Below are 26,279 nucleotides of genomic sequence, written 5' to 3'. Positions count from 1 at the left end.
AACATACCCAAACACACACACGCTTACGACAACCAATTGCTAACTTTAATTATTTTCCTATTTGGTCTAAGCTAGCAACAATTCCCTGTAATCTAATTTCTTTTACAAACTAGATTATCACGTTTGGTTGATCGTTTTAACCAAAGGAAAATCATGACATTGTCTTTTTCAGATTTACATCTAGACAAACAACTTACAACCGCACTGACTGCCGCCGGTTATGAAACACCTACTCCGGTACAACTGGAATCAATCCCCGCCGTTCTTGACAATCAGGATCTCATGGTCTCTGCCCAGACTGGTTCCGGCAAGACCGCTGCCTTTTTATTACCTACTCTACAAAAACTGCTCAAACGTAGTGAGAAGACAGGTAAAGGCCCTCGAGCATTGGTATTAACACCTACGCGCGAACTGGCACAGCAGGTAGAAAAAAATGCCCAGATTTATGGCAAAAACATGCCATGGCTCCGCACAGTAACACTAGTTGGCGGTACTGCTTTCGGCCAGCAAATCCGTGCACTATCCCGCCCTATTGACCTGATTGTCGCAACACCGGGACGACTGATGGATCACATGCGTCAAGGGCGAATTGACTTCAGTCGTTTAGAAGTACTAATTCTTGATGAAGCAGACCGCATGTTGGATATGGGCTTCATTGAGGATATTGAAACCATTGTTGCCGCCACCCCTAGTGAACGCCAGACCCTGCTGTTCTCAGCTACGTGGGATGGCATGGTTGGCAAACTGGCACAGAAACTAACTCATCAGCCACAGAAAATTGATATAGCCCGCGAAGAGAAACAGGGCAAAATTGATGAACAACTGCTTTATTGTGATGATCTGCGCCATAAAAACAGACTACTTGATCATATTTTACGCGACACCAGCATTGATCAGGCTGTTATCTTTACTGCCACCAAAGCCATGTCTGAACAACTAGCTGATGAACTATACGAAAAAGGTTTTTCAGCCAACTGCCTGCATGGTGACATGCCTCAGGGTTGGCGTAACCGTACCCTGATGGATTTACGTAAAGGTCGAATTAAAATTCTGGTGGCAACTGATGTCGCTGCTCGAGGCATTGATGTACCTTCCATTACCCACGTTATAAACTATGATCTGCCCAAACAAGCAGAAGACTATGTACACCGCATCGGCCGTACCGGACGCGCAGGGCGTACTGGTCTGGCTATCACCTTTGCCGAAGTAAATGAGTACATCAAAGTCCATAAGATAGAGCGATACCTAAATCGTAAATTACCAGAACATACCATTCCTAACATGGAACCCACCCGCAAACGTTCAGGTAAAATAGCGAATAGAGGTCGCCGTTCTTCTGGCAGCGCCAGCAAAAATGGCAACTGGGGCGCAAACCGGCGCAAAAATGGCGAACAGCAGCCAAACCGCAGTCGTCAGCGCAGCAGTCAGCAAAACAGGCGTACTAACAACAGTCAACCTAAGTCTTAATTCTAATCAACGTCATTATATCAGGCAGCTACTGCTGCCTGAAATTCCCTCAAATCCGCCATTTTCCGGCCATCAATTATATTTAATTCTTAAAGGCAGCCTCAGATTACTGCCTTGCCAAAGTCTGCTATATCTTATATATTGTTAGTGAACAAACAAATAATTATGTTAAAAAACAATAATTGTACCCATAACTGGATCGGTATTATTGATCATTCAGCATAGGCTGTACATACAAGTTATAAATGACAATAGTCGGTGCGCAACACCGACAAGCGAGAAAGGACCTAATTATGCAACACCGTCGTAGACTACAGATTTTTCAGGCAGCCAAACGTGCTGCTTTCTATCAGCATGCTCAACCCGAAAATGGTAAAGAGCAAATGCCTGAAAATGAGAAAACTATTCACACTTTAGAACCTATTCATTCGTAAATCCGAATAGATTAAACAAAATTAAGCCATATCTGAATAGATATGGCTTAATTGCTAAATAAACCCTGTCTAACACTCAATTTAGGAATTAAAAGAGTTAAACATCTCAACCATACTCAAAACACCAAATCAAATTAAACATCAACGGGCACATTAGCACCCATCTTTTTAATTTTAATAAACAAAACTATAAGTAATTTATAACCACAAAAAAGATAACTTAGCTGACGCAGCACACCTGATTTAATCCTTACTGGTCTCATACCCCGATTTGTGCGAAAATCCAATTTATTTATTGGGCGAACTACCATGTTAGACAGAGAAGGTTATCGCCCCAATGTCGGGATAATCATTACCAACGACCGAAACGAGGTTTTTTGGGGCAAGCGGGTACACGAACACTCCTGGCAGTTTCCGCAGGGGGGCATTAAGCCAGGCGAGAGCCCGGAGGCAGCCATGTATCGCGAATTGATGGAAGAAGTGGGTCTGTTGCCACATCATGTCAAGATAATTGGGCGCACACGTGACTGGCTGCGTTATGATGTCCCTACGCATTGGATTAAGCGCGAATGGCGGGGTTCCTATAAAGGACAGAAACAGATATGGTATCTGCTACGCCTAACAGGACGAGAAACTGATGTGCATCTGCGCGCCACTCATCATCCCGAATTTGATGCTTGGCGCTGGCACCAGTACTGGGCACCAGTAGACGAAGTGATTGAATTCAAACGCAGCGTCTATCTGAACGCACTGCACGAACTATCGCGCTTTTTGCATGAACTGCCAAGCTGGACTGATTTTGTTCAAGCCCGCCAGAATCATGATGATAAATATTTACTGACTGAGTAAGCATTAGTTATCAACTCTGTACAGTAGTTCCTTTCCAGAGTATAAAACAGATACAAATTACCGAAAAAATAACCTTTTTACGGTAATTTGTTTTATATTGTCTTTGATGTATGTCTAAAAATAAAACTATGAGCAAATCCATAACTTATGATGAATCCAGCGTTACTGTTCTCAAAGGTCTAGCACCAGTCAAAGAACGCCCAGGGATGTACACCAGAACGGACAGTCCTACCCATATTATTCAGGAAGTTATTGATAATGCTGCTGATGAAGCACTGGGCGGCTATGCACAGAATATTGATGTCACCTTAAATCAGGATGGTTCTGTTACCATCAGAGACAACGGCCGTGGCATTCCTACGGGACTACACCCAACCGAACATGTCCCCGTCGTTGAATTAGTATTCACCCAACTTCATGCCGGTGGCAAATTTAACAAAAAAAGCGGTGATGGTGCCTATGCCTTTTCAGGTGGTCTGCATGGTGTCGGGGTTTCCGTAACCAATGCACTGTCTTCACGTCTGGAAGTTACCGTTAAAAGAACCGGAAAAATTTATCATATCGTTTTTGCAGATGGCGACGTTATCCAACCACTATCAGTAATTGGCAAATGTGCCAGCAAAGACAGTGGCACAGAAGTTCGTGTCTGGCCAAATGGAAAGTACTTTGATAACCCGCATTGCAATCTGGCCGAACTTGAACGCTCGTTACGTGCTAAAGCTGTTTTATTGCCAGGAGTCAATGTTACCATCACCCGTTATCTCAACAATAGTGATGAAGCACAAACCCAAAACTGGCATTACCCAAATGGGCTGAAAAGCTATTTACTGGATTTATTGGGTGATACCTCAACCGTAACCCCGATTTTTGCTAGCGAAAACTATCTAAATACTAATCATGAAACCGAATTCAATCCGGGCGAAGGTGCTGGCTATGCACTAACTTGGGTAGAAGAAGGTCACGCGCCAAGTGAAAGTTATGTAAACCTGATTCCCACCGCAAACGGTGGTACTCACGAAAAAGGACTAAAACAGGCTGTTTACCACGCTGTAACCAATTTTATTAGCCACCACAATCTGCTTCCGCGTGGCGTAAAATTACAGCCGGACGATGTTTTTTCGCGAGTAGCCTTTGTTCTTTCAGCCCGACTACTGGATCCGCAGTTTCAAGGACAGACAAAAGACGAACTGACCAGCCGCGATGCCAAAAAACTGGTTGATACCATTTGTAGTGATCCATTAGAGTTATGGTTAAACCAAAATATCGATACCGGTAAAAAAATTGCTGAACTAGCCATTCATCAGGCTCAGGCACGTATGCGTTCAGCCAAAAAAATAGAAAAGAAAAAAGGTTCAGGCGTAGCAGTTTTACCGGGCAAACTCACCGATTGCGAAAGTGAAGATATTCGCGAAAACGAACTTTTTCTGGTCGAGGGCGATTCTGCCGGTGGCTCAGCCAAACTAGCACGTGATAAAAATACGCAGGCCATCCTCCCCTTACGCGGTAAAGTCTTAAACAGCTTCGAAGTCCATCGTGATCAATTATTTAGCAATGCTGAAATTCACGATATTTCAGTAGCTATTGGCGTTGATCCACATGGAAAAAATGACACTCCTGATTTATCCGGTCTTCGTTACGGCAAGATTGCAATATTATCTGATGCAGATGTAGATGGCGCCCATATACAGGTACTGTTACTTACTCTTTTCTACACTCATTTCCCAAAACTGATTGAGGCCGGTCACATCTATGTCGCTCAGCCACCCTTATTTCGCGTAGATATTAATGCTCAAGGAAAAACCAAACCCGCACGAAAAATCTATGCTCAGGATCAGGCAGAGCTTGATAGCATTCTAAAACGACTACAACTGGAAAAAATAAAAGAAAGTGCATACACTATCAGCCGGTTCAAAGGTCTAGGTGAAATGAATCCAGATCAGCTTAAAGATACCACCATGAATCCGGATACCCGCTGTCTGCTACAAGTCCACATTCCGGATCAGGACAACAACGATACCCAGAATATATTCATCAAACTAATGGGTAAAGGAGAAGCAGCCTCACGACGCGTCTGGATGGAGGCTGAAGGTGATAAAGTAGAAGCAGATATTTGATCCAAATACCAATCACATAAATGCTCCATTAATACCCTAAAATCCGCTTTAGGTACTGTATTAGCCTACAAGACAATTGTTTATTCACTACAGGTTGTTATCTAATTAACAACCTGTCTTAATTATCTGGTTTCAACTCCATTTTCTTTAGCCTTAACCCTCTTTGAGCAGATAAAAATATTTCCTTTTACTCACAATTTTCTGGATCACCAAATCAACTATCAGCCCAATTCACCAAAGTGCGCCCAGATACAAATTAATGTTGCCTCGAATTTATACGTTATTGTAAATTAATAATCGTCAAAACTTCCGAATACAAAATTTTGATTCAATCAACCTTACAAATACCAACCCGGATTTTAAACCTCAATCCAGACAGTTAGTTATCTTCAGATTAGACACATAATTTGATTAATATCAAAATTTCACTGATAGTGTAACTATATTCGTCATAATAGGTTTTTCAAAATGTTATAATGTAATTTTATGCATAAAATTTGCATGACAACTCTAAAGATGGCACCCAAACGTAACAGAAATAAGTCAATAAAAATAAGATATTGTAAATAATATAAAAATTTTTAATAAAGATAATTAATAAAATTTAATAACATTTTTTGCAAAAAAACTTACCAATCTCTATAATTGTTACGGTTACAGTCAATTTTTAGAGGAATTTTCATGAAATATGATTTTATCGAAAGCGTGTTGAAAAATCTGAACAGCACTCCTGACATTACTTCTTCAGCTGTTATTTCAACAGATGGTTTGCCAATTGCTTCTGCATTACAAAGCGGTATGGATGAAGACCGTATTGGTGCAATGGCTGCTGCATTACTGTCTTTGGGTAACCGTTCTGCAAAAGAAGTCCTGAAAGGTACTCTGGATAACACCATCATTCATACCGACAAAGGATATATGTTATTGTTTCAAGCATCTGAAGCCATCTTATTAACCATTACCACTACTCATGAAGCCAAATTAGGTTTGATTCTGTTTGAAGCCAAACGAGCCTTGAAAGAGCTGGCCGACCACTTTGAGTAATAATCAGTTTACTTGATCGGAAATGTGCTATACCATTTAAACCTCCGATCATGAAAATTTGTAATTACTTGTTTTATTGACATTTTTACAAATAGTGCACAATATTGAATAGATCTAATCAGAATATCCAGTATTGCCGCTAATCCAGATTCCTTCTAAAAATCTGGCTGGATCTATGTCAGACTAGCTTGAAACAAACAAAAATTGACCTAATTGCATGAAAGGGCGTTTAAATGTTTATACAAGTTAGTAAGTTAAAACATCGCGCTGCTATATAGTGGATAATTATTGCTTTATCCCAATTATGTGCACATTCAGAATGTTTGTAGTACCAATTAATATATAAGACCAAGAATAAGTTAGACTGCCGTACTTTTACAATAACACTCTGAAATATATCTCGTTAAATACACTCATCCTTTATGAGATTAAACCGAAATTGAAGGACAAATAATATGGATATGAGTCGTTGGATTCAGCCAAAACCAGAGAGCGAATTTTCTGAGCATAAAGTTAAACATTATCAACAGGATGGGGAATCAACCGTATACGTCACCAATCAGGAATTTCCTTATCCGGATGGTGCTCTGATTGTATCCCGTACAGATCTTGATGGTATTATCACTCATGCAAATGATGTGTTTGTTGATATCAGCGGTTGGACCCGCGATGAAATCATTGGTGCACCACATTGCCTGTTACGTCATCCCGAAATGCCTAAAGCGCCTTTTGCCGACATGTGGGCTACTTTACAAAGGGGCGAACGCTGGTATGGTTATGTGAAGAATCTGCGTAAAGACGGCGGTCACTATTGGGTATATGCTACTGTAATTCCCAATTTACGTCAAGGAAAAGTAATTGGCTACAGTTCAATCCGCCGCAAACCAAGCCGTGAACGGATTAACGAAATGTCTGCCTTGTATGCAGAAATGTTGAAAAATGAACAGGAAGGAAAATAATATGCTGAGTTTAATGGTTGTACCCGATTATTTACCTGATCAGTTCAGCACTTGGTATTTGCTCAACAACTACCTGCAAAAGCAAAGTGACCAGAATATTTCCTTGCTTATGCCTCCTTCATTCGATGAAGTAACCGCGCTGCAAGAAAAAGAAAAAGTATCTATGCTTTTCGTTAACCCCTTTTCAGCCGGTAATTACGTTCGCGAACAGGGATATTTACCACTGGTAAAACCAAAAAATAAATCAGATGAGATCGTTATTGTTACGGCTGCTGATTCTGATATCAATGCCATTGAAGATTTGAATGGCAATGTGGAATTAGCACTTTCACACAATGAAGATGCAAATTTTATCGGTTTACGCCTGTTAGAACCAGCCAATCTGAGTGATGATGAAATGGTTATCAAGCGCAAAGATAACTTTCTCATGGTAGCTTCTAGCGTAATACGCCATCAGGCTCAGGTTGGGATAGTTCAGGCGGATGTATATGATAGCTTCAACTCAGTTACTAAAAATCAGTTGAAAGTTTTACTGAAAAGCCGGATTAACGAAGTATCCCATGTCATGTTATATCATCCGGATGCAGCTGCACAGGCTGAGCCACTGAGAGAAATACTGTGTAAAATGGCAGATAATCCTGATGGGGCTGGTATTGTAAAAGCTTTAAACCTTCCAGAAGGCTTTGCTGAATTGTCAGTAGAAGATATGGAATTTATGATTGACGTTGTAGATACAATGCGAATGTAATTTCCCTAGCCCATATCAACCCGTGTTATCCCAATTAAAGATAACACGGGTTGTTTTATCTGTTCACCAGATAAAACAAGTCAAAAGATTTTTATTCGCTGCAGAACAGCAGAATTAAAGATATGGCTTCAATAAATCTATAAAATCTGGCCATGTAGTGAAATATTATATATTTCATTTTGATATTGATATTTTTCAATTGATTTTATGCATGAGATAAAGCTATTTTATTTGAAACAAAAAACTCTTTATAAATTTAAACAGTTAGAGTAAAAACATTAACCATCTCTCAACATAGATAAAGTGCTTAACTTCTAAAATTTGATTTCTTAAAAAAAGCGCATTTAACCACCATTAAAAATCAGTTATATTTATTATTGCTGACTTATAAATTATACATACACTTGTCACGACTTACGTATTTCTGTTAACAGATCAAAGCACTACATCATTCTGCTATAATGAAAAAACCACCATCAATAAATAGCAATTATGGCTACCGCTCATAACAATAAACCATCACGCTTTCTGCCCATATTATTGGCAATAGCCATCTTTATGCAGCAACTGGATGCAACAATTCTGAATACAGCCCTGCCCTCAATGGCCGCTGATTTAGGACAATCACCATTGAACATGCAATCGGCTATTATTGCGTATGCACTCACATTAGCCATCATGATGCCTTTATCTGGTTTTCTATCCGACAAATTAGGTACACGTAAACTTTTTATGGGCTCTATGATTATATTTATTATTGGATCTGTCTTGTGTGCAGCCAGTAATAATCTAACTCTCTTAGTACTGGCCAGAATTATTCAGGGATTGGGTGGAGCCATGCTGACACCGGTAGCCCGTTTAACCATGATGCAGGCTTACGAGCGCTCCAAACTGATAACAGTTATGAATTATGCCATTATGCCCGCCCTTATTGGACCGGTACTCGGGCCGATTATTGGCGGTTATCTTGTCGAATACACTAGTTGGCACTGGATTTTTCTGCTAAACGTACCCATAGGGCTGCTTGGATTGCTGGCTACTTGGTACATCATGCCCGATTTTAATCATTCGTCCAACAATTATTTTGATGGATTAGGTTTCTTTCTGTTTTCAGCCTCTGCTTTTTGCATGACTCTGACCTTTGAAACTATGTCACATGCAAATAATGTACTTTTTGGTTGCATGATGGCTATTGCAGGTATCGGCGCACTAATCGCCTATGTAGCACACGCGCGCCAGAATAATCGTGCACTATATCCCCCTCATTTAATTCTGGTACGTACCTTTCGTCTGGGGCTGGCTGGTAACTTAGTTAGCCGTCTGGGAATGAGTGCTTTACCACTATTATTACCGTTATTATTTCAGGTTGCCTTTAACTATGATGCAGTCAACTCAGGCTGGCTATTGATGCCACTGGCTCTTGCTGCAATATTTGCCAAACCATTTTTGAAGCCATTAATGAATCACTTCGGCTATCGCAATATACTGGCCTGGAACACTCGTATTATTGGCATATTGATGATGTCACTGGCGCTTATCAGCGCCAATACGCCACAATGGCTGATTCTATTGCATTTGTGCATTCTTGGTGCATGTAACTCATTACAATTTACCGGTATGAATACCATTACACTGGCTGATTTACGTCCCAATCAAGTTAGCAGTGGTACCAGTCTGATGGCAGTTAACCAGCAGCTAGCACTGAGCTTTGGCATTGCTATTGGAGCATTACTGTTACAAAGTTTCAGTCATTCCAACTTTATCAATCACAATATCACCTCAGCCTTTCGCATCACCTTTATTATTCTAGGCATATTTACCATGCTTTCAAGCTGGATATTTGCACGTTTACACGCGATGGATGGTGAAAATCTGCTCACAAGGAAAAAATAAATACTATTATATAAATTTTTTATTATTCAATAATTAACAACAGATACGCAGTTTTACCCAGCTATTCTAGAAAACAAGACAGAATTATTCATATCTAGTTTTACTAAAATACAGTCTCAAGCAAATTAATGAGATCCCTTGCAAACATAAAAATAGTCCTGTGCTTAATTTTATAATCAATTGATTACGAAATTAAGCACAGGACTAATGTATATGACTGTCAAAAAATTTAGACAGCCTTTTTAGCACATATCAATTAATGCGGAATATCATCGCTTAAATATACCGCAGGTTCGCTTTTATCGTGTGGTAACAACAGATTCAAAATAATTGCCACAATTCCGCCCATACAGATCGGATTCTGAAACAGAATGGGCAGCTGAGCAAAAACTTCCGGTTCAAATGCTACTCCTAATCCAAGACCCAGTGATGTAGCACAGATAACTGCTTCACGGCGACGAATCCCGGCAGTGATAATAATCCGTATCCCGGCAGTCACAATCAGACCAAACATAACTACCATCGCGCCGCCGAGAACCGGACTGGGAATCGTGGCGAAAACGGCACCTACCCAGGGAAATAATCCGAGTATAACCAGAATTACTGCAATATATTTGCCAACATGTCGTGAAGCAACACCAGTCATCTGAATCACACCATTATTCTGAGCAAATGTAGTTAATGGCAAAGAACCCAGAGCAGTAGCAATCACTGAAACCAGACCATCAGCCATTACCCCACCACGCAGACGACTTGTGTACGATGGTCCGTCTACCGGCTGATTGGAAATCATGGCTGTAGCAGTTAAATCTCCAACTGCCTCAAATACACTTAATAAATAAATTGTACTGGCTACCATGAATGCATGCCAGTCAAAAGCAAAACCATACTTAAATGGGATCGGAATGGTAATCAGAGGCAAGTCATGCAGATTGGAAAAATCAACAATTCCCATAAATATGGCAATTACATAACCGGATATCAACCCCACTGCAATACCAGCCATACGCCACCATGCATTCTTGAAGCAATTAAATAGCAGTACAGTGAATAGCACAAATGTAGACAGTGCCAGATTCGACCATGACCCGAAAGTATGATTAGCCTTGGCTGAAAGACCACCGCCAAAATCGGTAATGCCAACATGAATCAGGCTCAGACCTATCATCAGAACCACCACTCCGCTTACTGTCGGCGTAATGATTTTTTTCAGAAAAGGCAATAACCATGATGCGCCAATTACTAAAAAGGCGCCTACAAAAGAGACGCCCAGCAAAGTAGAAATCATGGTATTTTCGTTCATCCCGTTTTCTTTCATGCCCAACCCAAGCGCAATCATCACGGTAACAAAAGAAAAATTAACTGATTGAATTGATAACAGCCCCGAACCAATCACACCAAATCGGTGTACCTGAATATACGTCCCTACACCTGAGGCAACCATGGACATAGACACTAAATAAGCAGTCATGTCTGCTGGCAGTTTTAAAGCACCGCCAACCACCAGAGCAGGTGCCACCATTGGCACAAAAAGAGCAAGTAAATGGGTTAATGCACTGAGCAAACCATTAAAAACAGGAGGTTTTTCCTCCAGACCATAGACCAGATCAGAGTGTTCATTTTGTATACGAACAGAGGAATTGTCGGCCATGTCATCCTTCCTTATTTGCTTTATGCATGTGTTAAATGAATATAAAGCAGCGTATTTTAAGCGAAGCAGTGACATTTAATCCAGATCAAATTATTAAGCAATAGAATCTTTAACACAACCAAACCACTTTTATCAAAAATAGTTTGATAATAGGCTGTTTTCCATCAAAGGAAAAAATACGCTACAATCATCACATTTTTAGCTCACCTGTAAAGGGTAGAAATATGTTGACAGGCAGCCTTGTTGCCATCGTAACGCCTATGCATGCAGATGGCAGTATTGATTATGAACAATACAAACAGCTTATTGACTGGCACATCGAATCTGGTACCGATGCTATTGTCGCTGTAGGAACCACTGGCGAATCAGCTACTCTCAGTGTTGATGAACACCTGACAGTTATCAAAACTGCGGTACAACACGTAGCTGGGCGCGTTAAAGTAATTGCTGGTACAGGTGCCAATAATACGCATGAAGCGATTTATCTGGCTCAGCAAGCACAGCAGTCTGGTGCTGATATGACATTATCAGTAGTGCCCTACTACAACAAACCCAATCAGGAAGGTATATACCGTCATTTCAAAACCATTGCTGAAGCTGCCAGTATCCCTATGATTCTATACAATGTACCTGGCCGTACTGTTGTCGATATGCAACCGGATACTGCTTTACGGTTAGCACAAATCGATAATATCGTAGGTATTAAAGAAGCCACTGGGAATATTAGCCGTGCATGTTATTTACTTAAACATGCACCTGAAAACTTCGCAATATATTCAGGAGACGATCCCACTGCCATGGCATTCCTGCTATGTGGTGGTCATGGTGTCATCAGTGTTACCGCCAATGTGGCACCAAAAATGTTTGCAGATATGTGTCATGCAGCCCTACGTAGTGACATTGCCAATGCACGCACTTTGAATGACAAATTACAGCGCCTGCACGGTGATCTTTTCTGTGAACCGAGCCCGGCACCAACTAAATGGGCTTTATCCAAACTGGGCAAAATCAGCCCAGTGTGTCGCCTGCCAATTATCGAACTGTCTCCTGCTGGACAAGCTACAATACTGGCTGCCATGCAAGATGCCGAATTAATCTAAATACACAAGCCAACATTGCCATAGTAATGCATACAGAAAGTGGCCGATATGAATATAAGTAAAACCGTTGTTCTGACTCTGCTGGCAGCAAGCCTTGCTGCCTGTGCCAGCAAAAAAGAAAGCCTGCCCAAACTGGATTATCAGTCAGATAATAAAAAAATTGTGCAGCTAGATGTGCCACCAGACCTAACTGATCCGAATCAAGGCAATCGTTTCAGTGCACCGGGTAGTTCACTGATTAGTGGCGCGGTACGTGCCAGCGATATGAATAAAACTGCTAGCAAAAATCAGACCAATGCCAATAATCAGGTTTTGACACAAGTATCAGGTATTCATTTTCAGCGTGATGGTAGCATCCGCTGGCTGACCATTGACAATAAACAGGCTGCGGAATTATGGCCTTTGCTGAGAGCATTCTGGCAGGAACAAGGTTTTACTATTGAACGTGAAGAACCAGCAATCGGCTTAATGCAAACCAACTGGGCAGAAAACCGTGCCAAACTGCCTTCAGATGCCATTCGTGGCATATTTGAAAAAGTAGGTCTGGGAGGTATTTATTCCAGTGGTGAACGTGACATGTTTACTATCCGGCTGGAGCGAAACAGCAAAGGTGGTACCGATGTATTCTTCAGCCAGAAAGGCATGAAAGAAGTCTATACCAGTAAGGATCGAGACAGTACTGCATGGCAACCTCGTCCGAATGAGCCTGAGCTGGAAGCTGCATTTCTGGCACGTTTCATGCAATATCTAGGCGCAGATGCTAAACAGGTACAACAACTGGTAGCAGCCCAGAAGCAAAATGCGAATGAAAATACACTGGCAAAACTAGATGGTAATAGCGTTTATCTGTTAGGTTCACAAGAACGCAACTGGCGTCGTGTAGCACTGGCTCTGGATCGTATTGGCCTAAATGTCATCGACGAAAACCGGAATCATTATGCTTATCTGGTTGAAGTAGCAGCTGCTGAAGCTTCTTCTGTTTCCAATAAAAAACCGGGATTATTTAGCCGTATGTTTGGACGCAGTAAGAAAACCGAGCAACAACCGCAGCTCAAACAACAACCACGTTTAGTCGTGCTGGTACAGCCGCTGAAAGATGGTGGCACACGTGTCAGTCTGGCTAATGAAGATGGTACGCCTTATTCTGGCAAAGATGCTAATAAATGGATTCAGCAACTGGATCAACAATTGCGTTAAGATAAAAGCCTGCTTACGCAGGCTTTTATTTTTTCCAGACTCAACAATCAGGTACATATCCAGAATCATAATAACATTCATAATTTCAATTATTTATAGCAAATAAACAGCAAAAACCATATTTACCTCATGCCGCAATACAATTGATCTTGCAAATAGTCTGTGAACACAGTCATTCAGACACTGCACCCTTTAGCAGCAACATATTAATAACCTGACTCTGGTTATCATCCCCGCTACTTAAAATGGCGACTCAATACACTGAAATAAAAATAACTGATATAGCTGTACAAATTCAGTAAAATCTTATTTATACGAATTTGCTCTGATAAATTGAAATTCAGATAATATTTAGATATTTAATAGTATAAAGCATGATTGTAGGATCAATCAGCTTTGATTATTTTTAGCATCACAATCAAATGTTTTCTGGCCAGTATGAATATTTTTCGGGTTAAAATATTATTTTTAGCATTTATAACCCAATACTTAATATATATGTTCGGGATGCAAATAAACGGTTGATACTAACTTTAAATACTGATATTAAAATGCCAAATATGAAAAAACTGATTATAAATTATTGTTTTCTAGCAATGACGGTGATTACCACTCTCGTTATGGGTACCATCTTCTTTGCCGATATACGTTATCCTTTGTGGTACAGTATTTGCTGTTTTATCATTGCTGCCATTGGATTGATAATAATAACACCATTTACGATTAAGCTAATTAAAATCAGCCGGAATTCAAATTAATAACCAGCAGCTGCAAGCAAAAATTCATTCATAGCTAAAGAATAGATATTGATTAAAGTTTTATTGTAAAATAGTGAAAATCTTACAAGACTGATTTTCATTAATAGCTTTCTTCTTAAAGGGAACAACACTAATGAAAAAACTGATTATTATCTATATTGTTACATCATTACTATTTATGGCATTCATCAATATCGGTTTTTTACTATATCGAGATGAACACCAGCTTTCTGCCTATAGTACAACATGTTTTATTATTAGTTTTATTATTGCAATTGCTGAATTACCATTAACCATCAAAATAGCCAAAATGAGGCAGAATAAAGAACAGACACCAGATAGCACTACAGATTTTACATCGCTTGGAAAAAAATAAATTTTTACATCTGAAAATACGAATGAGTATATTGAATTGAAGAAACTGTATCTCATTTAAATCCGGATGATAACTAATGATTAATTCATTTTATATTCTGTTTCATTCTGAAAACCATAATCTGCTATAAACTATAGGGATTTACCTGATTACTGTAGCCGGCTTCAATCCATACCATTTATTTTTGAACATGCCAATATGACTAAACTCAAACTGTTATTACTCATTCTGGCTTCATGTACCTTTATGTTTATTGGCTGGGTGGTACTAGGCTGTTATTATTGGGTGCATCAACAGCACACTATTACGATAATTTGCTGTTTACTTGCTTTTGTCTGTGCGCTGGGACAATTTGCAGCGTTGGCATTTACACTACGCGAACGCGCCTGCCAGCAAATGTATCAGACCTTATCCTCTAACGATATTAATCATGAATAAAATTGTTCTTGCCAGTAATAATCAAGGCAAACTGGCTGAATTCAGTCGCCTGTTTAGATCATTGAATATAGAAATTGTGCCGCAGTCGGTTTTCAACATCACCGAATGCCCAGAACCCTATGTGACTTTTGTAGAAAATGCACTGGCTAAAGCTCGACATGCCAGCCGCCATAGCGGGTTACCAGCACTGGCCGATGATTCCGGTATTTGTGCCAATGCCCTGCATGGCGCTCCCGGCGTACATTCTGCCCGCTATGCGGGCACAGAGCCAAAATCTGATGCCGCCAACAATGCCAAACTGGATGCCCAACTGCGCCAAAGTAGTGACAAAAGCGTATTTTACGTGTGTGTACTGGTACTGGTGCGCCATCCAGACGACCCACAGCCACTGATTGCCGAAGCAAACTGGGCAGGACTATGGCAGTCATCTGCTGCCGGAAATAATGGCTTTGGCTATGACCCACATTTCTATTTACCTGAACAGCAATTAACCGCAGCACAAATGAGTCAGGAAGAAAAAAACCGCATCAGCCACCGAGCGCAGGCTCTGCATATTCTCATGGCAAAACTCCAGCAACAATACGGCCTGAATTCTAATGCCTGAGTATCCTGTTTTATTACAAACACCACAGAGTTATTCTCCACATCTGTCCAGCTTACCGCCATTGTCGCTGTATATTCATATACCATGGTGCATCCGTAAATGCCCGTATTGCGATTTTAATTCGCATCAGTTGAAACAAGAACTGGATGAGCAGGCCTATATTGCAGCTTTATTAACCGACCTGGAAACGGAGCTACCCTATTTCTGGGGCAGACCGGTGCATACGATTTTTATTGGCGGTGGTACACCCAGTCTGATTTCAGCAGCCGCTTTTGAACAATTATTAAGTGGCATTCGCGCTCGGGTAAATCTGTTACCAACAGCAGAAATTACACTGGAAGCAAATCCGGGCACATTTGAACGTAATCGTTTTGCCGGCTTTGCGGCAGCCGGCATTAACCGCCTGTCAATCGGCGTGCAAAGCTTTGCCGATGATAAGCTGACTACACTCGGACGTATTCACAGCAGCAATGAAGCCCTCAGTGCAATTGAATCTGGCTTAACTTTGTTTCCAAAAGTGAATATAGATTTAATGTATGCTCTGCCCAACCAAACGATCAAACAGGCAGAAGAAGACATTCAGACAGCCATTGCAACCGGTGTACAGCACATCAGTGCCTATCAGCTTACTCTGGAGCCGAATACACCGTTTGCCCATACACCCCCGCCATTATTACCGGATGATGACCATATCGTTGATATCGAAGAAACCGTGCATACAGCATTACAGCAGGCCGGATTTACTCGCTACGAAACTTCAGCATTTGCTCAACCGCAACAAGAATGCCAGCACAATTTGAATTACTGGCAATTTGGTGATTATATCGGTATCGGTGCAGGAGCACATGGTAAAATCTCAACAGCTCAGGCAATTGAACGTACAACCCGTAGTCGGCATCCCAAAGATTATTTGCAGGCCATGCAGCAGCAACCACAGCATGCCATTACTCGTCGACAGGTATCGGTACAGGATTTACCATTTGAGTTTATGCTCAACGCCCTGCGTTTGACTGCCGGTGTGCCTAGTACATGGTTTGGTGAACGTACCGGCCTGCCTTTGGCTTCAATACAGCATACCATTAATGAGGCGGTTGAACGTGGTTTGCTAGATACAAATCCACTGTATTTACGCCCCACTGCATTGGGACGCAGTTTTTTGAATGATCTACTGGCTTTATTTTTAAAGTCTGATATCTGATAACCTTTTTTTCTTTAAGGCAAAGGAGTAACAACGTGAGTAAAACTATTATTCATACTGATAAGGCACCAGCCGCCATTGGCGCTTATTCTCAAGCTGTACGCGCTGGTAACACCGTATACCTGTCTGGTCAGATTCCATTAGTAGCGGAAACAATGCAGATAGTAGAGGGAGGATTTGCTGAGCAGGCTCATCAGGTATTTAAAAACCTTCAGGCAGTTACACAAGCTGCTGGCGGCAGCCTAAACGATCTGGTGAAAGTAAACGCTTATCTGACTGATTTAGTTAATTTTTCTATATTCAATGAGATTATGGCGCAATACTTTACTGCTCCCTATCCCGCTCGTGCTGCTGTTGAAGTTTCTGCTTTACCCAAAGGTGTACTGGTTGAAGCGGAAGGTGTTATGATTCTGGACAAGTAAGCGGAAAAAAGCTGCTCGTTGCTGAATTGCCGGGAAATTGAATATGGCGCAATATGTAATTGGTGATATACAAGGCTGTCTGGCAGAATTTCAAAATCTGCTGACTAAACTGGATTTTAATCCCGGTATCGACACTTTATGGCTCACCGGTGATCTGGTCAATCGTGGCCCACAATCACTGGCTACTTTGCGCCTGATTAAACAACATGATGGCTGTATGCAAACCATTCTGGGCAACCATGATTTGCATTTACTGGCGTTGCATTATGGCTATGGCAAACTAAAACGTGCAGACACAATCAGTGACATTCTTAACGCACCAGACAGAAAAGAATTAATTGACTGGCTATGCCAGCAACCTTTATACCGTCAACAAAAAGACTATGTACTGGTGCATGCTGGTATCTGGCCGGAGTGGACGTGTGCTCAGGCTCAGTTGCTAGCACAAGAAGTGGAAACCGTTTTACAGCATAAACCCGCACATTTTTTTGCTCACATGTACGGCAATCAACCTGTACGATGGAATAAGCACCTCAGCGGTGATGAAAGACTGCGCTTTATCACGAACTGTTTTACACGAATGCGTGCAATAACGGATCATGATGCTTTGGATTTTGATTACAAAGGCACACTTGACGATATGCCGGCGCATTATTTACCGTGGTTCAAAGCACCAAACCGCCGAAACATTGATAAAACTATCTTATTTGGTCACTGGTCGGCATTAGGTTTGTATGAAGCCGACAATGTTGTCTGCGTAGATACTGGAGCATTATGGGGCGGTAGCCTAACTGCTTTTAATCTGGACGACAGAAGCGTGGTACAGACGCCAAGTGAAACGAAGTTAAACTTTGAAAATTTTACACATAAAAAACAATGACTATCAAATGAATATACTCAGTTACTAAAGCAAATATTCTATTGAAACATAACGTTGTGCAGGCATTTTTAGCGATAGACTTTTAATACAATAACAATAACATTTATTTGGTATTTTTAATACTAACCAACGTTAGCTAAAAAAGACTAAGATACATCCATTGCATCTTTACCTAAGCCAAGTATGATGGTTTACGTTATCGAAAAATTTATTCATAAATGCTTGAAGGAGTTATCATGAAAAAAGTTCTTGTCCCTGCTGTGATGTTAATGCTTGCTCTGACTGGTTGTGCCTCTAAACATCATCACAAGGCACCTGTTGCCCAGTCAACCACTACCACGACAACAACAGCTTCTACCGACAATGTACAGATTGACGCACGAAAAGAGGTATCTTACCTGTGTGGCACTGGTAACGCTAAAAACAGCTTGCGAGTAATGTATGGTCTGCAAGGTCAGAACGTAGTGGCAGCTCAAGTAAATTATCAGGGCAAACTGTCTCCGGTAATGATACGTGATGCCCGCGACGTTAATTACAATACTTTTGTTTCTCCTGAAGGCATTACTTGGAAAACAGCCCTAGCCACCAGCGACACTGTAGACACCGTTGGTGCCTTGGGTTTGGTACAACCTAGCAAACAGGTTGTTAATGGTCAGGAAAGAATCGTTCCGCAAATCGTTACCCAGAATTGCGTAGTGGACAATGGTACAGTAGCAGCTGCTCCTGCAAAAACCAAAACAGTCAGAACCACCAAAACAGTTACCACTAAAAAAGTCTACAAACACAAAAAATAACTAATTGTGTTTGAAAAACGGCAACCTTTCAGGTTGCCGTTTTTCTTTATAGATTAAACCAGTTACCCTAAAAACAAGACATATCTTTAAATAACACGCCAACTGAACATTCGACTTAGTAACTTGAAAGCTGGCTGACAGCCCTTATTTAAAAGTAGTTATTTTTTTCCAACAGTTATGTGGCTGTTGGTCAATTAAGGATCACGAGACATGCAACAATTCGACGGTACCACCATTATTTCCGTTCGGCGCGGTGAAAACGTTGCCATCGGTGGCGATGGTCAAGTGACATTAGGAAATACCATAATTAAGGGTACTGCACGCAAAGTGCGCAAACTATATAACAATCAAGTTCTGGCGGGTTTTGCCGGCGGTACTGCCGACGCATTCACCCTGATTGAACTATTTGAAAGCAAGTTGCAAAAGCATCAGGGCAAATTGATGCTGGCTGCAATTGAGCTGGCCAAGGAATGGCGTACTGATCGCGCCTTGCGCCGTTTAGAAGCCATGCTAATTGTGGCTGACAAGAAAAATACACTGGTCATTACCGGTAACGGCGACGTACTCGAACCAGAACATAGTATTGCAGCCATTGGTTCCGGTGGTGCATTTGCCCAATCCGCAGCCCGCGCATTGATGGAAAACACCGAATTGGAACCTGCCGAAGTAGTTAAAAAATCACTGGAAATTGCCGGTGATATCTGCATTTATACAAATCAGAGCCATACTATCGAAACCTTGTAATTGCCTAGACTGGTAAATTTACATTGTCAATAACGGTCAAATCTCAAGATTGGAACAAAATGAGTACAGCAGTAATGACCCCGAGCGAAATCGTTCATGAATTGGATAAACATATTATTGGCCAGACTCAGGCCAAACGTGCTGTAGCGGTAGCCCTCAGGAACCGTTATCGCCGCAATCGTGTTGCCGAACCGTTACAAAGTGAAATTGTCCCGAAAAACATTCTGATGATTGGTCCTACCGGCGTGGGTAAAACTGAAATTGCCCGCCGCCTTGCTCGTCTGGCCAATGCCCCGTTTATCAAGGTAGAAGCTACTAAATTTACTGAAGTAGGCTATGTTGGCCGTGATGTAGACAGCATTATTCGCGACCTGATTGAAATTGCACTGAAAAACATTCGCAGCCAGACCATTGCCAAAAATCGCGACCGTGCACAGGATGCAGCTGAAAACCGTATTCTGGATGCACTTCTGCCTCCGCCACGTAGTGTCGGTTTTGCCGGAGAACCACAGGAACCACAACCGGAAAACCACACTCGGCAAAAATTCCGCCAGATGTTACGCAAAGGCGAACTTGATGATAAAGAGATTGAAATCGAAATCGCCGTTTCCGCTTCTCCAACCATGTCTGTAATGGGTCCTCCGGGAATGGAAGACTTTACCAATCAGTTGCAGGATATGTTCAGCAGCATGGGACAGGGTAAAACCAAAGCGCAGAAAATGAAAGTAAGCGCGGCCATGAAACTGTTACTGGATGAAGAAGCAGCCAAGCTGGTAAGTGAAGATGAATTGCGCGAACAAGCCATCAAGGCGGTTGAGCAAAACGGTATTGTATTTCTTGATGAAATCGACAAAATCGCTACTGATAGCAACCGTAACGGTGGCGATGTATCCCGCCAAGGCGTGCAGCGTGATTTGTTACCCTTGGTTGAAGGCACAACAGTGCAAACCAAGTATGGCATGATTAAAACTGACCATGTTCTGTTTATTGCTTCCGGTGCATTCCACCTCAATCGTCCAAGTGATCTGATACCCGAATTACAGGGGCGTTTCCCCATTCGGGTTGAGCTGGATAACCTGAGTGTAGATGACTTCAAAGCCATTCTCACTACGACACACGCCAATCTAACCGAACAATACGCTGCCCTACTTGCTACTGATGACGTAAATCTGCAATTCACTGATGATGGCATTGCCCGTATTGCTGAAATTGCATTTCAGGTTAATGAGAAAACTGAAAACATTGGCGCACGCCGCTTGCATACAGTGATGGAAAAATTGCTTGAAGAAGTTTCTTTCGAAGCTCCTGCCGGTAATATAGCTATAGATGCAGCTTATGTAGATGCGCGATTGCAGGATATTGCCAAGCGTGAAGATCTGGCTCGCTACATACTGTAACCTAATATTTAAGCGGCTGCGGCCGCTTTTTTATTTATCAGCATCTGTTTTCTCACCTGATTCTTCTTCATAATTCCGGCTTTTCATGAATACCATAATATCCCATACTTATCGTCCCTATTTGCTGCAATACTGCTCTATATTCCGATGGCAACGCAAATTGCTGGCTACAACGGCCGCTGCCCTGATTATGGCTTTATCAGCCAATATCAGTATCCCTCTGCAACCTGTGCCTTTATCCCTGCAATCTCTGGCAGTTTTACTGCTTGGTGCTTGTCTGGGGCGCAGACTCGCCGTATTGGCTATGATCGAGTATTTAATACTGGGAGCTTGCGGCCTGCCATTCTTTGCTGGTGGTCATGGCGGGATAAATGCTCTGGCATCAGCTTCAGCCGGTTATCTGTATGGATTTATTGTCAGTGCCTACATAGCAGGCTTGGCTGCGGAAAGAGGTTATGACCGGCATTTTTTCAGCGGATTGTGTGCCTTTGCACTTGCTCACCAGATGATATTTATCTTTGGAGTAATCTATCTGGCTTTCTACCTGCACACAGATATCCATCATGCCCTGCAACTAGGCTATCTGCCGTTTGCCGGTTTTGATTTACTCAAATTCTTTATGGCTACTGTAATTATGTTAGGTCTGTGGCATCATTCAAGCCAAAAACGCTACTGATTATTATATATAAACAGTAAAACCATCCACATACAACTGATATATAAAACTATTTTTTATAATTGAATGCAGACGGTTTGGCATTAATCTAGTCTACGTTTAAATTGCCGCTTCATTCTGCTCACCAGTACGGATACGCACCGCTGCCTCCACCGGCAATACAAAAATTTTACCGTCACCGATTTTACCAGAGCGTGCAGCAGCCACAATGACCTCAATTGCCTGTTCAACTCGATCAGCAGGCAATACCAGTTCGATTTTCACCTTAGGTAAGAAATCCACTGCATATTCGGCACCACGATAAATTTCTGTATGTCCTTTCTGGCGTCCAAAACCTTTGACCTCAGACACAGTCATTCCGCTAAAACCTACATCAGATAAAGCTTCACGTACATCATCTAGTTTAAACGGTTTAACGATTGCTTCAATTTTTTTCATAATAGTACCTCTTTTAACTGTATCCACAGAGTTAAAAACTACCATATCCTAATCCGAAACTCAAACCAGCCATACCCACTAATATAAAATCAAGCATCGTACTTGTTTTTCGCGTAAAATTGCGCTTCAGCCCAAACCCACTACCGAAGTGAGCTACCCTCATTATGTCAGTTGTACTGTCACTGTGCGGCGAGGTCGCACTTTCCCCTTTTCGTATTGAAAAATTGTTACAGCAGGCTGCAAAACTGCAACTGGATTGCGATATTCAGATAAACAGCGAATTTCGCTATTTTGTGGCGTCAGCAACTGCGCTTAATTCAGACAATCAGCAAAAATTACTTGAATTGTTGCGTGCCACGCAGCAGAAAAGTAATACTTTTGCCGGTACTCAGCTATTAGTTATTCCGCGTTTGGGGACTATTTCTCCCTGGGCATCTAAAGCCACCGATATTGTTCATAATTGTGGTCTCACTATGATTGAACGCATCGAACGCGGCATCCTGTATACCTTTTCCCGCCAGCTCAGTCAGCAGGAACAAGATCGCTGGCAGGCAATATTACACGACCGCATGACCGAAAGCGTACTTGCTTCTGTAGCAGATGCGGCACAACTGTTTCATACAACAGCAGCGCAGAGTTTTACCTGTATTGATGTACTAGAAAAGGGTAAATTCGCGCTGGAAACAGCAAACCAACAATTAGGACTGGCATTATCCGCGGATGAAATAGACTATTTGGTTGAGAATTATCAGCTGCTGCAACGCAACCCCACAGACGTAGAGCTGATGATGTTTGCTCAGGCAAACTCTGAACATTGTCGCCACAAGATTTTTAATGCCGAATTTATCATTAATGATGAAGCCAAGCCTAAATCTCTGTTTGGCATGATTCGCGCTACCCATCAGGCACACCCTGAAGGCACACTGGTAGCTTATAAAGACAATTCTTCCATTATAGCCGGTGCCACTATTGAACGTTTTTATCCTCAGGCGAATCAACAGCAATACCAGTTTAATACTGAACAAACCCATATTCTGATGAAAGTTGAAACCCATAATCATCCTACTGCGATTGCACCTTTTGCCGGTGCCGCTACTGGCTCCGGAGGTGAGATCCGCGATGAAGGCGCTACAGGCAAGGGTGCACGCCCTAAAGCAGGTTTGAGCGGTTTCAGCGTTTCCAATCTTTCTATACCCGAATTTATCCAGCCATGGGAGCAATATACAGCTACCCGTAATCAGTATGGCAAACCGGCACACATCAGCAGTGCACTGGATATCATGCTGGACGGCCCGATTGGCAGTGCAGCCTTTAACAATGAATTTGGTCGCCCCAACCTTCTCGGTTATTTCCGTACCTTTGAAGAATTATTCAGCGGTACCATGCGTGGCTTTCATAAACCCATCATGATCGCCGGTGGATTGGGTAATATTCAGGCACAGCAGGTGTTCAAGGATAATATTCCCGCCGGTGCATTACTCATTCAGCTCGGTGGCCCCGGCCTACTCATCGGTTTAGGTGGCGGAGCTGCATCCAGCATGAGTACCGGAGCCAATCATGCCGATCTGGACTTTGATTCAGTACAGCGCGGCAATCCAGAAATTGAGCGTCGTGCTCAGGAAGTTATCGACCGCTGCTGGCAACTGGGTACAGACAACCCAATTATCTCCATTCATGATGTCGGTGCTGGTGGTTTATCCAACGCCTTTCCGGAACTGGTAAACGATGCCGGCCGTGGGGCTGTGTTTCAGTTACGTCAGATACCACTGGAAGAACATGGTCTCAATCCGCTGCAAATCTGGTGTAATGAAGCGCAGGAACGCTATGTATTAGCGATCTTGCCAGAAAATCTGGCAATTTTTCAGGCCATCTGCCAGCGTGAACGCTGTCCGTTTGCTGTTGTTGGTACCGCTACAGATGAGGGACAATTACAGCTACACGATGACTTGTTCAACAATAATCCGGTAGATATCCCACTGGACGTATTACTGGGCAAACCACCCAAAGTTACCCGTCACGACTATACCATTAACGAAGAAATCGCCCCCTTTGATGGCAGCAAACTGGACATTCGTGAAAGTCTTTACCGGGTATTACGTCTGCCCACTGTAGCCAGCAAGCAGTTTTTGATTACCATTGGTGACCGTAGTGTTGGCGGCCTTACCCACCGTGACCAAATGGTTGGACGTTTCCAGACACCAGTTGCAGACGTTGCGGTTACCAAAATGGGCTTTAATACCCTGCTTGGTGAAGCCATGAGTATGGGCGAAAAATCACCTCTGGCATTATTTTCCGGCGCAGCATCTGGACGCATGGCCGTTGGCGAGGCATTAACCAACATTGCCGCTGCCGACATCGGCACACTCAGTAAGATTAAACTTTCTGCCAACTGGATGGCTGCTTGTGGTTTTGCTGGTGAAGATGCACGTCTGTATGAAACAGTAGAGGCAGTATCTGAACTATGCCAGAAATTACAGCTCAGTATCCCTGTTGGCAAAGATTCCCTGTCAATGCAAACAATCTGGCATGATACCGGCGAAGAAAAAAGAGTGGTTTCACCCCTGTCTGCGGTTATCACGGCTTTTGCCCCGGTAAACAATGTTTGCCATACCGTTACGCCTGAACTACAGAATATTGCAGACACTACCCTGCTAGCCATCGACCTTGGGCAGGGCTGTAGTCGCATGGGTGGCAGCGCCTTGCAACAAGTATGGAAAAATCTCAGTGGTCGTGCGCCTGATGTAAATACACCAGCCCTGCTGGCTGACTTTTTCCAGCTCATACAATCATTAATCCGCGCGCAGAAAGTACTGGCATACCATGACCGCAGTGATGGCGGTCTGGTAGTGACACTGGCAGAAATGATGTTTGCCTCCCATATAGGCGTTACCATCAATATTGCCTCACTTATCCAGCAGACCAACCAGCATAGCCACAACCAGAAGCTACAGGATGCGGCTGTACGTAGCCTCTTTACTGAAGAACTGGGTGCCGTGATTCAGGTACACAATGAAGATGTTGCCAGTATTCAGGCTGCCTTTGCTGCGGCCGGAATGACTGATACCCTACATATTCTTGGTCATATCAACACCACCGACCGATTGATGGTGCACCACGGCAATACAGTTCTACTCAATGAAAATCGAGTGGATCTGCAAAAAAGCTGGAGCGAAACCAGTTATCACATGCAACGCCTACGCGATAATCCGTGCTGTGCAGACAGTGAGTTTGCCCTACTGGAGCAGGAACGCTTATCCGGATTATTTGCCGAATTAAGCTTTAATCCTGCCGAGGATATCGCTCTGCCCTATATTCATCGGGGCGCGCAGCCTAAAGTGGCCATTTTACGCGAACAAGGCGTAAACGGACAGCTGGAAATGGCTGCTGCATTCACTCGTGCCGGTTTTGCTGCCCATGATGTGCATATGAGCGATTTACTGGCCGGACATGCAATACTGAAAGATTTTCACCTGCTTGCTGCTTGTGGTGGTTTCAGCTATGGCGATGTGCTCGGTGCCGGTGAAGGCTGGGCCAAGAGTATTTTATTTAATCAACAACTTCGGCAACAGTTTACTGAATTTTTTGCCCGTCAGGACACACTGGCACTTGGCGTATGTAATGGTTGCCAGATGCTCAGCAATCTGGCTGAGATTATCCCGGGTACAGATACATGGCCACGCTTTTGCCGTAACAGTTCCGAACAGTTTGAAGCACGCCTGAGTATGGTTACCATTCCTGCCTCTCCATCACTAATTCTGGCGGATATGGTTGGTAGTAGCTTACCGGTTGTCGTAAGCCATGGTGAGGGACGGGCAGACTTTACCCATTTGCCGGAAAACAAAGTACCACCAGAGCTGGCTATTGCACTACAATATGTGGACGGTCATAATCAGGTAACGGATAGGTATCCGCTCAACCCGAATGGTTCTCCGGCCGGTATTGCAGGTGTCAGCAATCAGGATGGCCGAGTCACCATCATGATGCCGCACCCGGAACGAGTTTTTCAGACGGCACAAATGAGCTGGGCTCCACGAGACTGGCCGGAAATGTCTGGCTGGTACCGGCTGTTTGCCAGTGCCAGAAAAGTATTAGGCTGAC

23 protein-coding genes are annotated in these 26,279 nt (G+C 42.6%); 21 read left to right on the top strand and 2 right to left on the bottom strand.

What is annotated here, in order from left to right:
- Window positions 1-153 precede the first annotated feature (153 nt).
- From MJ761_RS07600 to MJ761_RS07565, 8 genes are all read left to right on the top strand, one after another.
- Window positions 154-1,467 carry a DEAD/DEAH box helicase gene (locus MJ761_RS07600; RefSeq protein WP_093091659.1) on the top strand — a complete coding sequence of 438 codons (1,314 nt, stop codon included), beginning with the start codon at window positions 154-156 and terminating at the stop codon, window positions 1,465-1,467.
- Window positions 1,468-1,760: 293 nt separating this feature from the next.
- Window positions 1,761-1,901: a hypothetical protein gene (locus MJ761_RS07595; RefSeq protein WP_176715055.1), complete on the top strand. Its 141-nt coding sequence runs from the start codon at window positions 1,761-1,763 to the stop codon at window positions 1,899-1,901.
- A gap of 309 nt (window positions 1,902-2,210) precedes the next feature.
- Window positions 2,211-2,750, top strand: coding sequence for an RNA pyrophosphohydrolase (locus MJ761_RS07590; protein WP_037407743.1), 540 nt, complete (start codon window positions 2,211-2,213; stop codon window positions 2,748-2,750).
- 128 nt (window positions 2,751-2,878) lie between these two features.
- On the top strand, window positions 2,879-4,864 hold the full coding sequence (locus tag MJ761_RS07585; RefSeq protein WP_093091747.1) for a DNA topoisomerase IV subunit B: 1,986 nt from the start codon (window positions 2,879-2,881) through the stop codon (window positions 4,862-4,864).
- Between the two features lie 681 nt (window positions 4,865-5,545).
- The gene (locus MJ761_RS07580; protein WP_093091657.1) at window positions 5,546-5,908 is read left to right on the top strand and encodes a roadblock/LC7 domain-containing protein; all 363 of its coding nucleotides are present in this window, start codon (window positions 5,546-5,548) and stop codon (window positions 5,906-5,908) included.
- A gap of 455 nt (window positions 5,909-6,363) precedes the next feature.
- Window positions 6,364-6,867, top strand: a complete 504-nt coding sequence (locus tag MJ761_RS07575) for a PAS domain-containing protein (RefSeq protein ID WP_239365172.1) — start codon at window positions 6,364-6,366, stop codon at window positions 6,865-6,867.
- Window position 6,868: 1 nt separating this feature from the next.
- A complete protein-coding gene (locus MJ761_RS07570) occupies window positions 6,869-7,615 on the top strand; it encodes a PhnD/SsuA/transferrin family substrate-binding protein (protein ID WP_037407753.1) in 747 nt (248 codons plus the stop codon).
- A gap of 492 nt (window positions 7,616-8,107) precedes the next feature.
- Entirely contained in the window at window positions 8,108-9,508 is a 1,401-nt protein-coding gene (locus MJ761_RS07565) for a DHA2 family efflux MFS transporter permease subunit (RefSeq protein ID WP_093091655.1), read from the top strand.
- 256 nt (window positions 9,509-9,764) lie between these two features.
- On the opposite strand, the gene MJ761_RS07560 is transcribed toward MJ761_RS07565, so the two are convergent.
- Window positions 9,765-11,159 carry a nucleobase:cation symporter-2 family protein gene (locus MJ761_RS07560; protein ID WP_093091653.1) on the bottom strand — a complete coding sequence of 465 codons (1,395 nt, stop codon included), beginning with the start codon at window positions 11,157-11,159 and terminating at the stop codon, window positions 9,765-9,767.
- Window positions 11,160-11,383: 224 nt separating this feature from the next.
- Between MJ761_RS07560 and dapA the strand changes: the two genes are divergently transcribed.
- The 12 genes from dapA (at window position 11,384) to MJ761_RS07500 (ending at window position 21,743) form a co-directional block, all read left to right on the top strand.
- On the top strand, window positions 11,384-12,259 hold the full coding sequence (gene dapA, locus MJ761_RS07555; RefSeq protein ID WP_093091651.1) for a 4-hydroxy-tetrahydrodipicolinate synthase: 876 nt from the start codon (window positions 11,384-11,386) through the stop codon (window positions 12,257-12,259).
- A 48-nt stretch (window positions 12,260-12,307) separates the two neighbouring features.
- Entirely contained in the window at window positions 12,308-13,456 is a 1,149-nt protein-coding gene (gene bamC / locus MJ761_RS07550) for an outer membrane protein assembly factor BamC (RefSeq protein WP_093091649.1), read from the top strand.
- A gap of 891 nt (window positions 13,457-14,347) precedes the next feature.
- On the top strand, window positions 14,348-14,590 hold the full coding sequence (locus MJ761_RS07545; protein ID WP_093091647.1) for a hypothetical protein: 243 nt from the start codon (window positions 14,348-14,350) through the stop codon (window positions 14,588-14,590).
- A 198-nt stretch (window positions 14,591-14,788) separates the two neighbouring features.
- Window positions 14,789-15,028, top strand: a complete 240-nt coding sequence (locus MJ761_RS07540; RefSeq protein WP_143557918.1) for an NGO_0222 family membrane protein — start codon at window positions 14,789-14,791, stop codon at window positions 15,026-15,028.
- A complete protein-coding gene (locus tag MJ761_RS07535) occupies window positions 15,018-15,632 on the top strand; it encodes a non-canonical purine NTP pyrophosphatase (protein ID WP_093091743.1) in 615 nt (204 codons plus the stop codon). Before MJ761_RS07540 ends, MJ761_RS07535 begins: the two co-directional genes overlap by 11 nt.
- Window positions 15,625-16,830: a radical SAM family heme chaperone HemW gene (gene hemW, locus MJ761_RS07530; protein WP_093091645.1), complete on the top strand. Its 1,206-nt coding sequence runs from the start codon at window positions 15,625-15,627 to the stop codon at window positions 16,828-16,830. The genes MJ761_RS07535 and hemW overlap by 8 nt, the downstream gene beginning before the upstream one ends.
- 35 nt (window positions 16,831-16,865) lie before the next feature.
- Complete coding sequence (locus tag MJ761_RS07525; RefSeq protein ID WP_093091643.1) at window positions 16,866-17,252, top strand: RidA family protein; 387 nt, start codon at window positions 16,866-16,868, stop codon at window positions 17,250-17,252.
- 43 nt (window positions 17,253-17,295) lie between these two features.
- Window positions 17,296-18,132 carry a symmetrical bis(5'-nucleosyl)-tetraphosphatase gene (locus MJ761_RS07520; protein WP_093091641.1) on the top strand — a complete coding sequence of 279 codons (837 nt, stop codon included), beginning with the start codon at window positions 17,296-17,298 and terminating at the stop codon, window positions 18,130-18,132.
- A 236-nt stretch (window positions 18,133-18,368) separates the two neighbouring features.
- Entirely contained in the window at window positions 18,369-18,926 is a 558-nt protein-coding gene (locus tag MJ761_RS07515; protein WP_093091639.1) for a hypothetical protein, read from the top strand.
- Between the two features lie 210 nt (window positions 18,927-19,136).
- Window positions 19,137-19,670 carry an ATP-dependent protease subunit HslV gene (gene hslV / locus MJ761_RS07510; protein ID WP_037407766.1) on the top strand — a complete coding sequence of 178 codons (534 nt, stop codon included), beginning with the start codon at window positions 19,137-19,139 and terminating at the stop codon, window positions 19,668-19,670.
- Between the two features lie 59 nt (window positions 19,671-19,729).
- Window positions 19,730-21,067 (top strand): ATP-dependent protease ATPase subunit HslU, encoded by a 1,338-nt coding sequence (gene hslU / locus MJ761_RS07505; RefSeq protein WP_239365192.1) that lies wholly within the window; start codon window positions 19,730-19,732, stop codon window positions 21,065-21,067.
- 85 nt (window positions 21,068-21,152) lie between these two features.
- On the top strand, window positions 21,153-21,743 hold the full coding sequence (locus MJ761_RS07500; protein WP_093091637.1) for a biotin transporter BioY: 591 nt from the start codon (window positions 21,153-21,155) through the stop codon (window positions 21,741-21,743).
- Between the two features lie 99 nt (window positions 21,744-21,842).
- Here the strand turns inward: MJ761_RS07500 and MJ761_RS07495 are convergent, their stop codons facing one another.
- Complete coding sequence (locus MJ761_RS07495) at window positions 21,843-22,181, bottom strand: P-II family nitrogen regulator (protein ID WP_037407768.1); 339 nt, start codon at window positions 22,179-22,181, stop codon at window positions 21,843-21,845.
- A 164-nt stretch (window positions 22,182-22,345) separates the two neighbouring features.
- Between MJ761_RS07495 and purL the strand changes: the two genes are divergently transcribed.
- A complete protein-coding gene (purL, locus tag MJ761_RS07490; protein ID WP_093091635.1) occupies window positions 22,346-26,278 on the top strand; it encodes a phosphoribosylformylglycinamidine synthase in 3,933 nt (1,310 codons plus the stop codon).
- The last annotated feature ends 1 nt before the right edge of the window (window position 26,279 follow it).

The sequence above is a fragment of the Snodgrassella communis genome, from assembly GCF_914768045.1.
GTDB lineage: Bacteria > Pseudomonadota > Gammaproteobacteria > Burkholderiales > Neisseriaceae > Snodgrassella > Snodgrassella communis.
Note: the sequence above shows the minus strand (reverse complement) of the source record. Positions and strands in the feature narration are given on the sequence as shown.

Coding starts and splice junctions, on each gene's coding strand:
- MJ761_RS07575 (WP_239365172.1), top strand. CDS start 6,364: ATGGATATGAGTCGTTGGATTCAGCCAAAACCAGAGAGCGAATTTTCT.
- hslV (WP_037407766.1), top strand. CDS start 19,137: ATGCAACAATTCGACGGTACCACCATTATTTCCGTTCGGCGCGGTGAA.
- MJ761_RS07515 (WP_093091639.1), top strand. CDS start 18,369: ATGAAAAAAGTTCTTGTCCCTGCTGTGATGTTAATGCTTGCTCTGACT.
- MJ761_RS07580 (WP_093091657.1), top strand. CDS start 5,546: ATGAAATATGATTTTATCGAAAGCGTGTTGAAAAATCTGAACAGCACT.
- MJ761_RS07560 (WP_093091653.1), bottom strand. CDS start 11,159: ATGGCCGACAATTCCTCTGTTCGTATACAAAATGAACACTCTGATCTG.
- hemW (WP_093091645.1), top strand. CDS start 15,625: ATGCCTGAGTATCCTGTTTTATTACAAACACCACAGAGTTATTCTCCA.
- MJ761_RS07545 (WP_093091647.1), top strand. CDS start 14,348: ATGAAAAAACTGATTATTATCTATATTGTTACATCATTACTATTTATG.
- MJ761_RS07585 (WP_093091747.1), top strand. CDS start 2,879: ATGAGCAAATCCATAACTTATGATGAATCCAGCGTTACTGTTCTCAAA.
- dapA (WP_093091651.1), top strand. CDS start 11,384: ATGTTGACAGGCAGCCTTGTTGCCATCGTAACGCCTATGCATGCAGAT.
- hslU (WP_239365192.1), top strand. CDS start 19,730: ATGAGTACAGCAGTAATGACCCCGAGCGAAATCGTTCATGAATTGGAT.
- purL (WP_093091635.1), top strand. CDS start 22,346: ATGTCAGTTGTACTGTCACTGTGCGGCGAGGTCGCACTTTCCCCTTTT.
- MJ761_RS07600 (WP_093091659.1), top strand. CDS start 154: ATGACATTGTCTTTTTCAGATTTACATCTAGACAAACAACTTACAACC.
- MJ761_RS07590 (WP_037407743.1), top strand. CDS start 2,211: ATGTTAGACAGAGAAGGTTATCGCCCCAATGTCGGGATAATCATTACC.
- MJ761_RS07570 (WP_037407753.1), top strand. CDS start 6,869: ATGCTGAGTTTAATGGTTGTACCCGATTATTTACCTGATCAGTTCAGC.
- bamC (WP_093091649.1), top strand. CDS start 12,308: ATGAATATAAGTAAAACCGTTGTTCTGACTCTGCTGGCAGCAAGCCTT.
- MJ761_RS07595 (WP_176715055.1), top strand. CDS start 1,761: ATGCAACACCGTCGTAGACTACAGATTTTTCAGGCAGCCAAACGTGCT.
- MJ761_RS07495 (WP_037407768.1), bottom strand. CDS start 22,181: ATGAAAAAAATTGAAGCAATCGTTAAACCGTTTAAACTAGATGATGTA.
- MJ761_RS07565 (WP_093091655.1), top strand. CDS start 8,108: ATGGCTACCGCTCATAACAATAAACCATCACGCTTTCTGCCCATATTA.
- MJ761_RS07520 (WP_093091641.1), top strand. CDS start 17,296: ATGGCGCAATATGTAATTGGTGATATACAAGGCTGTCTGGCAGAATTT.
- MJ761_RS07500 (WP_093091637.1), top strand. CDS start 21,153: ATGAATACCATAATATCCCATACTTATCGTCCCTATTTGCTGCAATAC.
- MJ761_RS07540 (WP_143557918.1), top strand. CDS start 14,789: ATGACTAAACTCAAACTGTTATTACTCATTCTGGCTTCATGTACCTTT.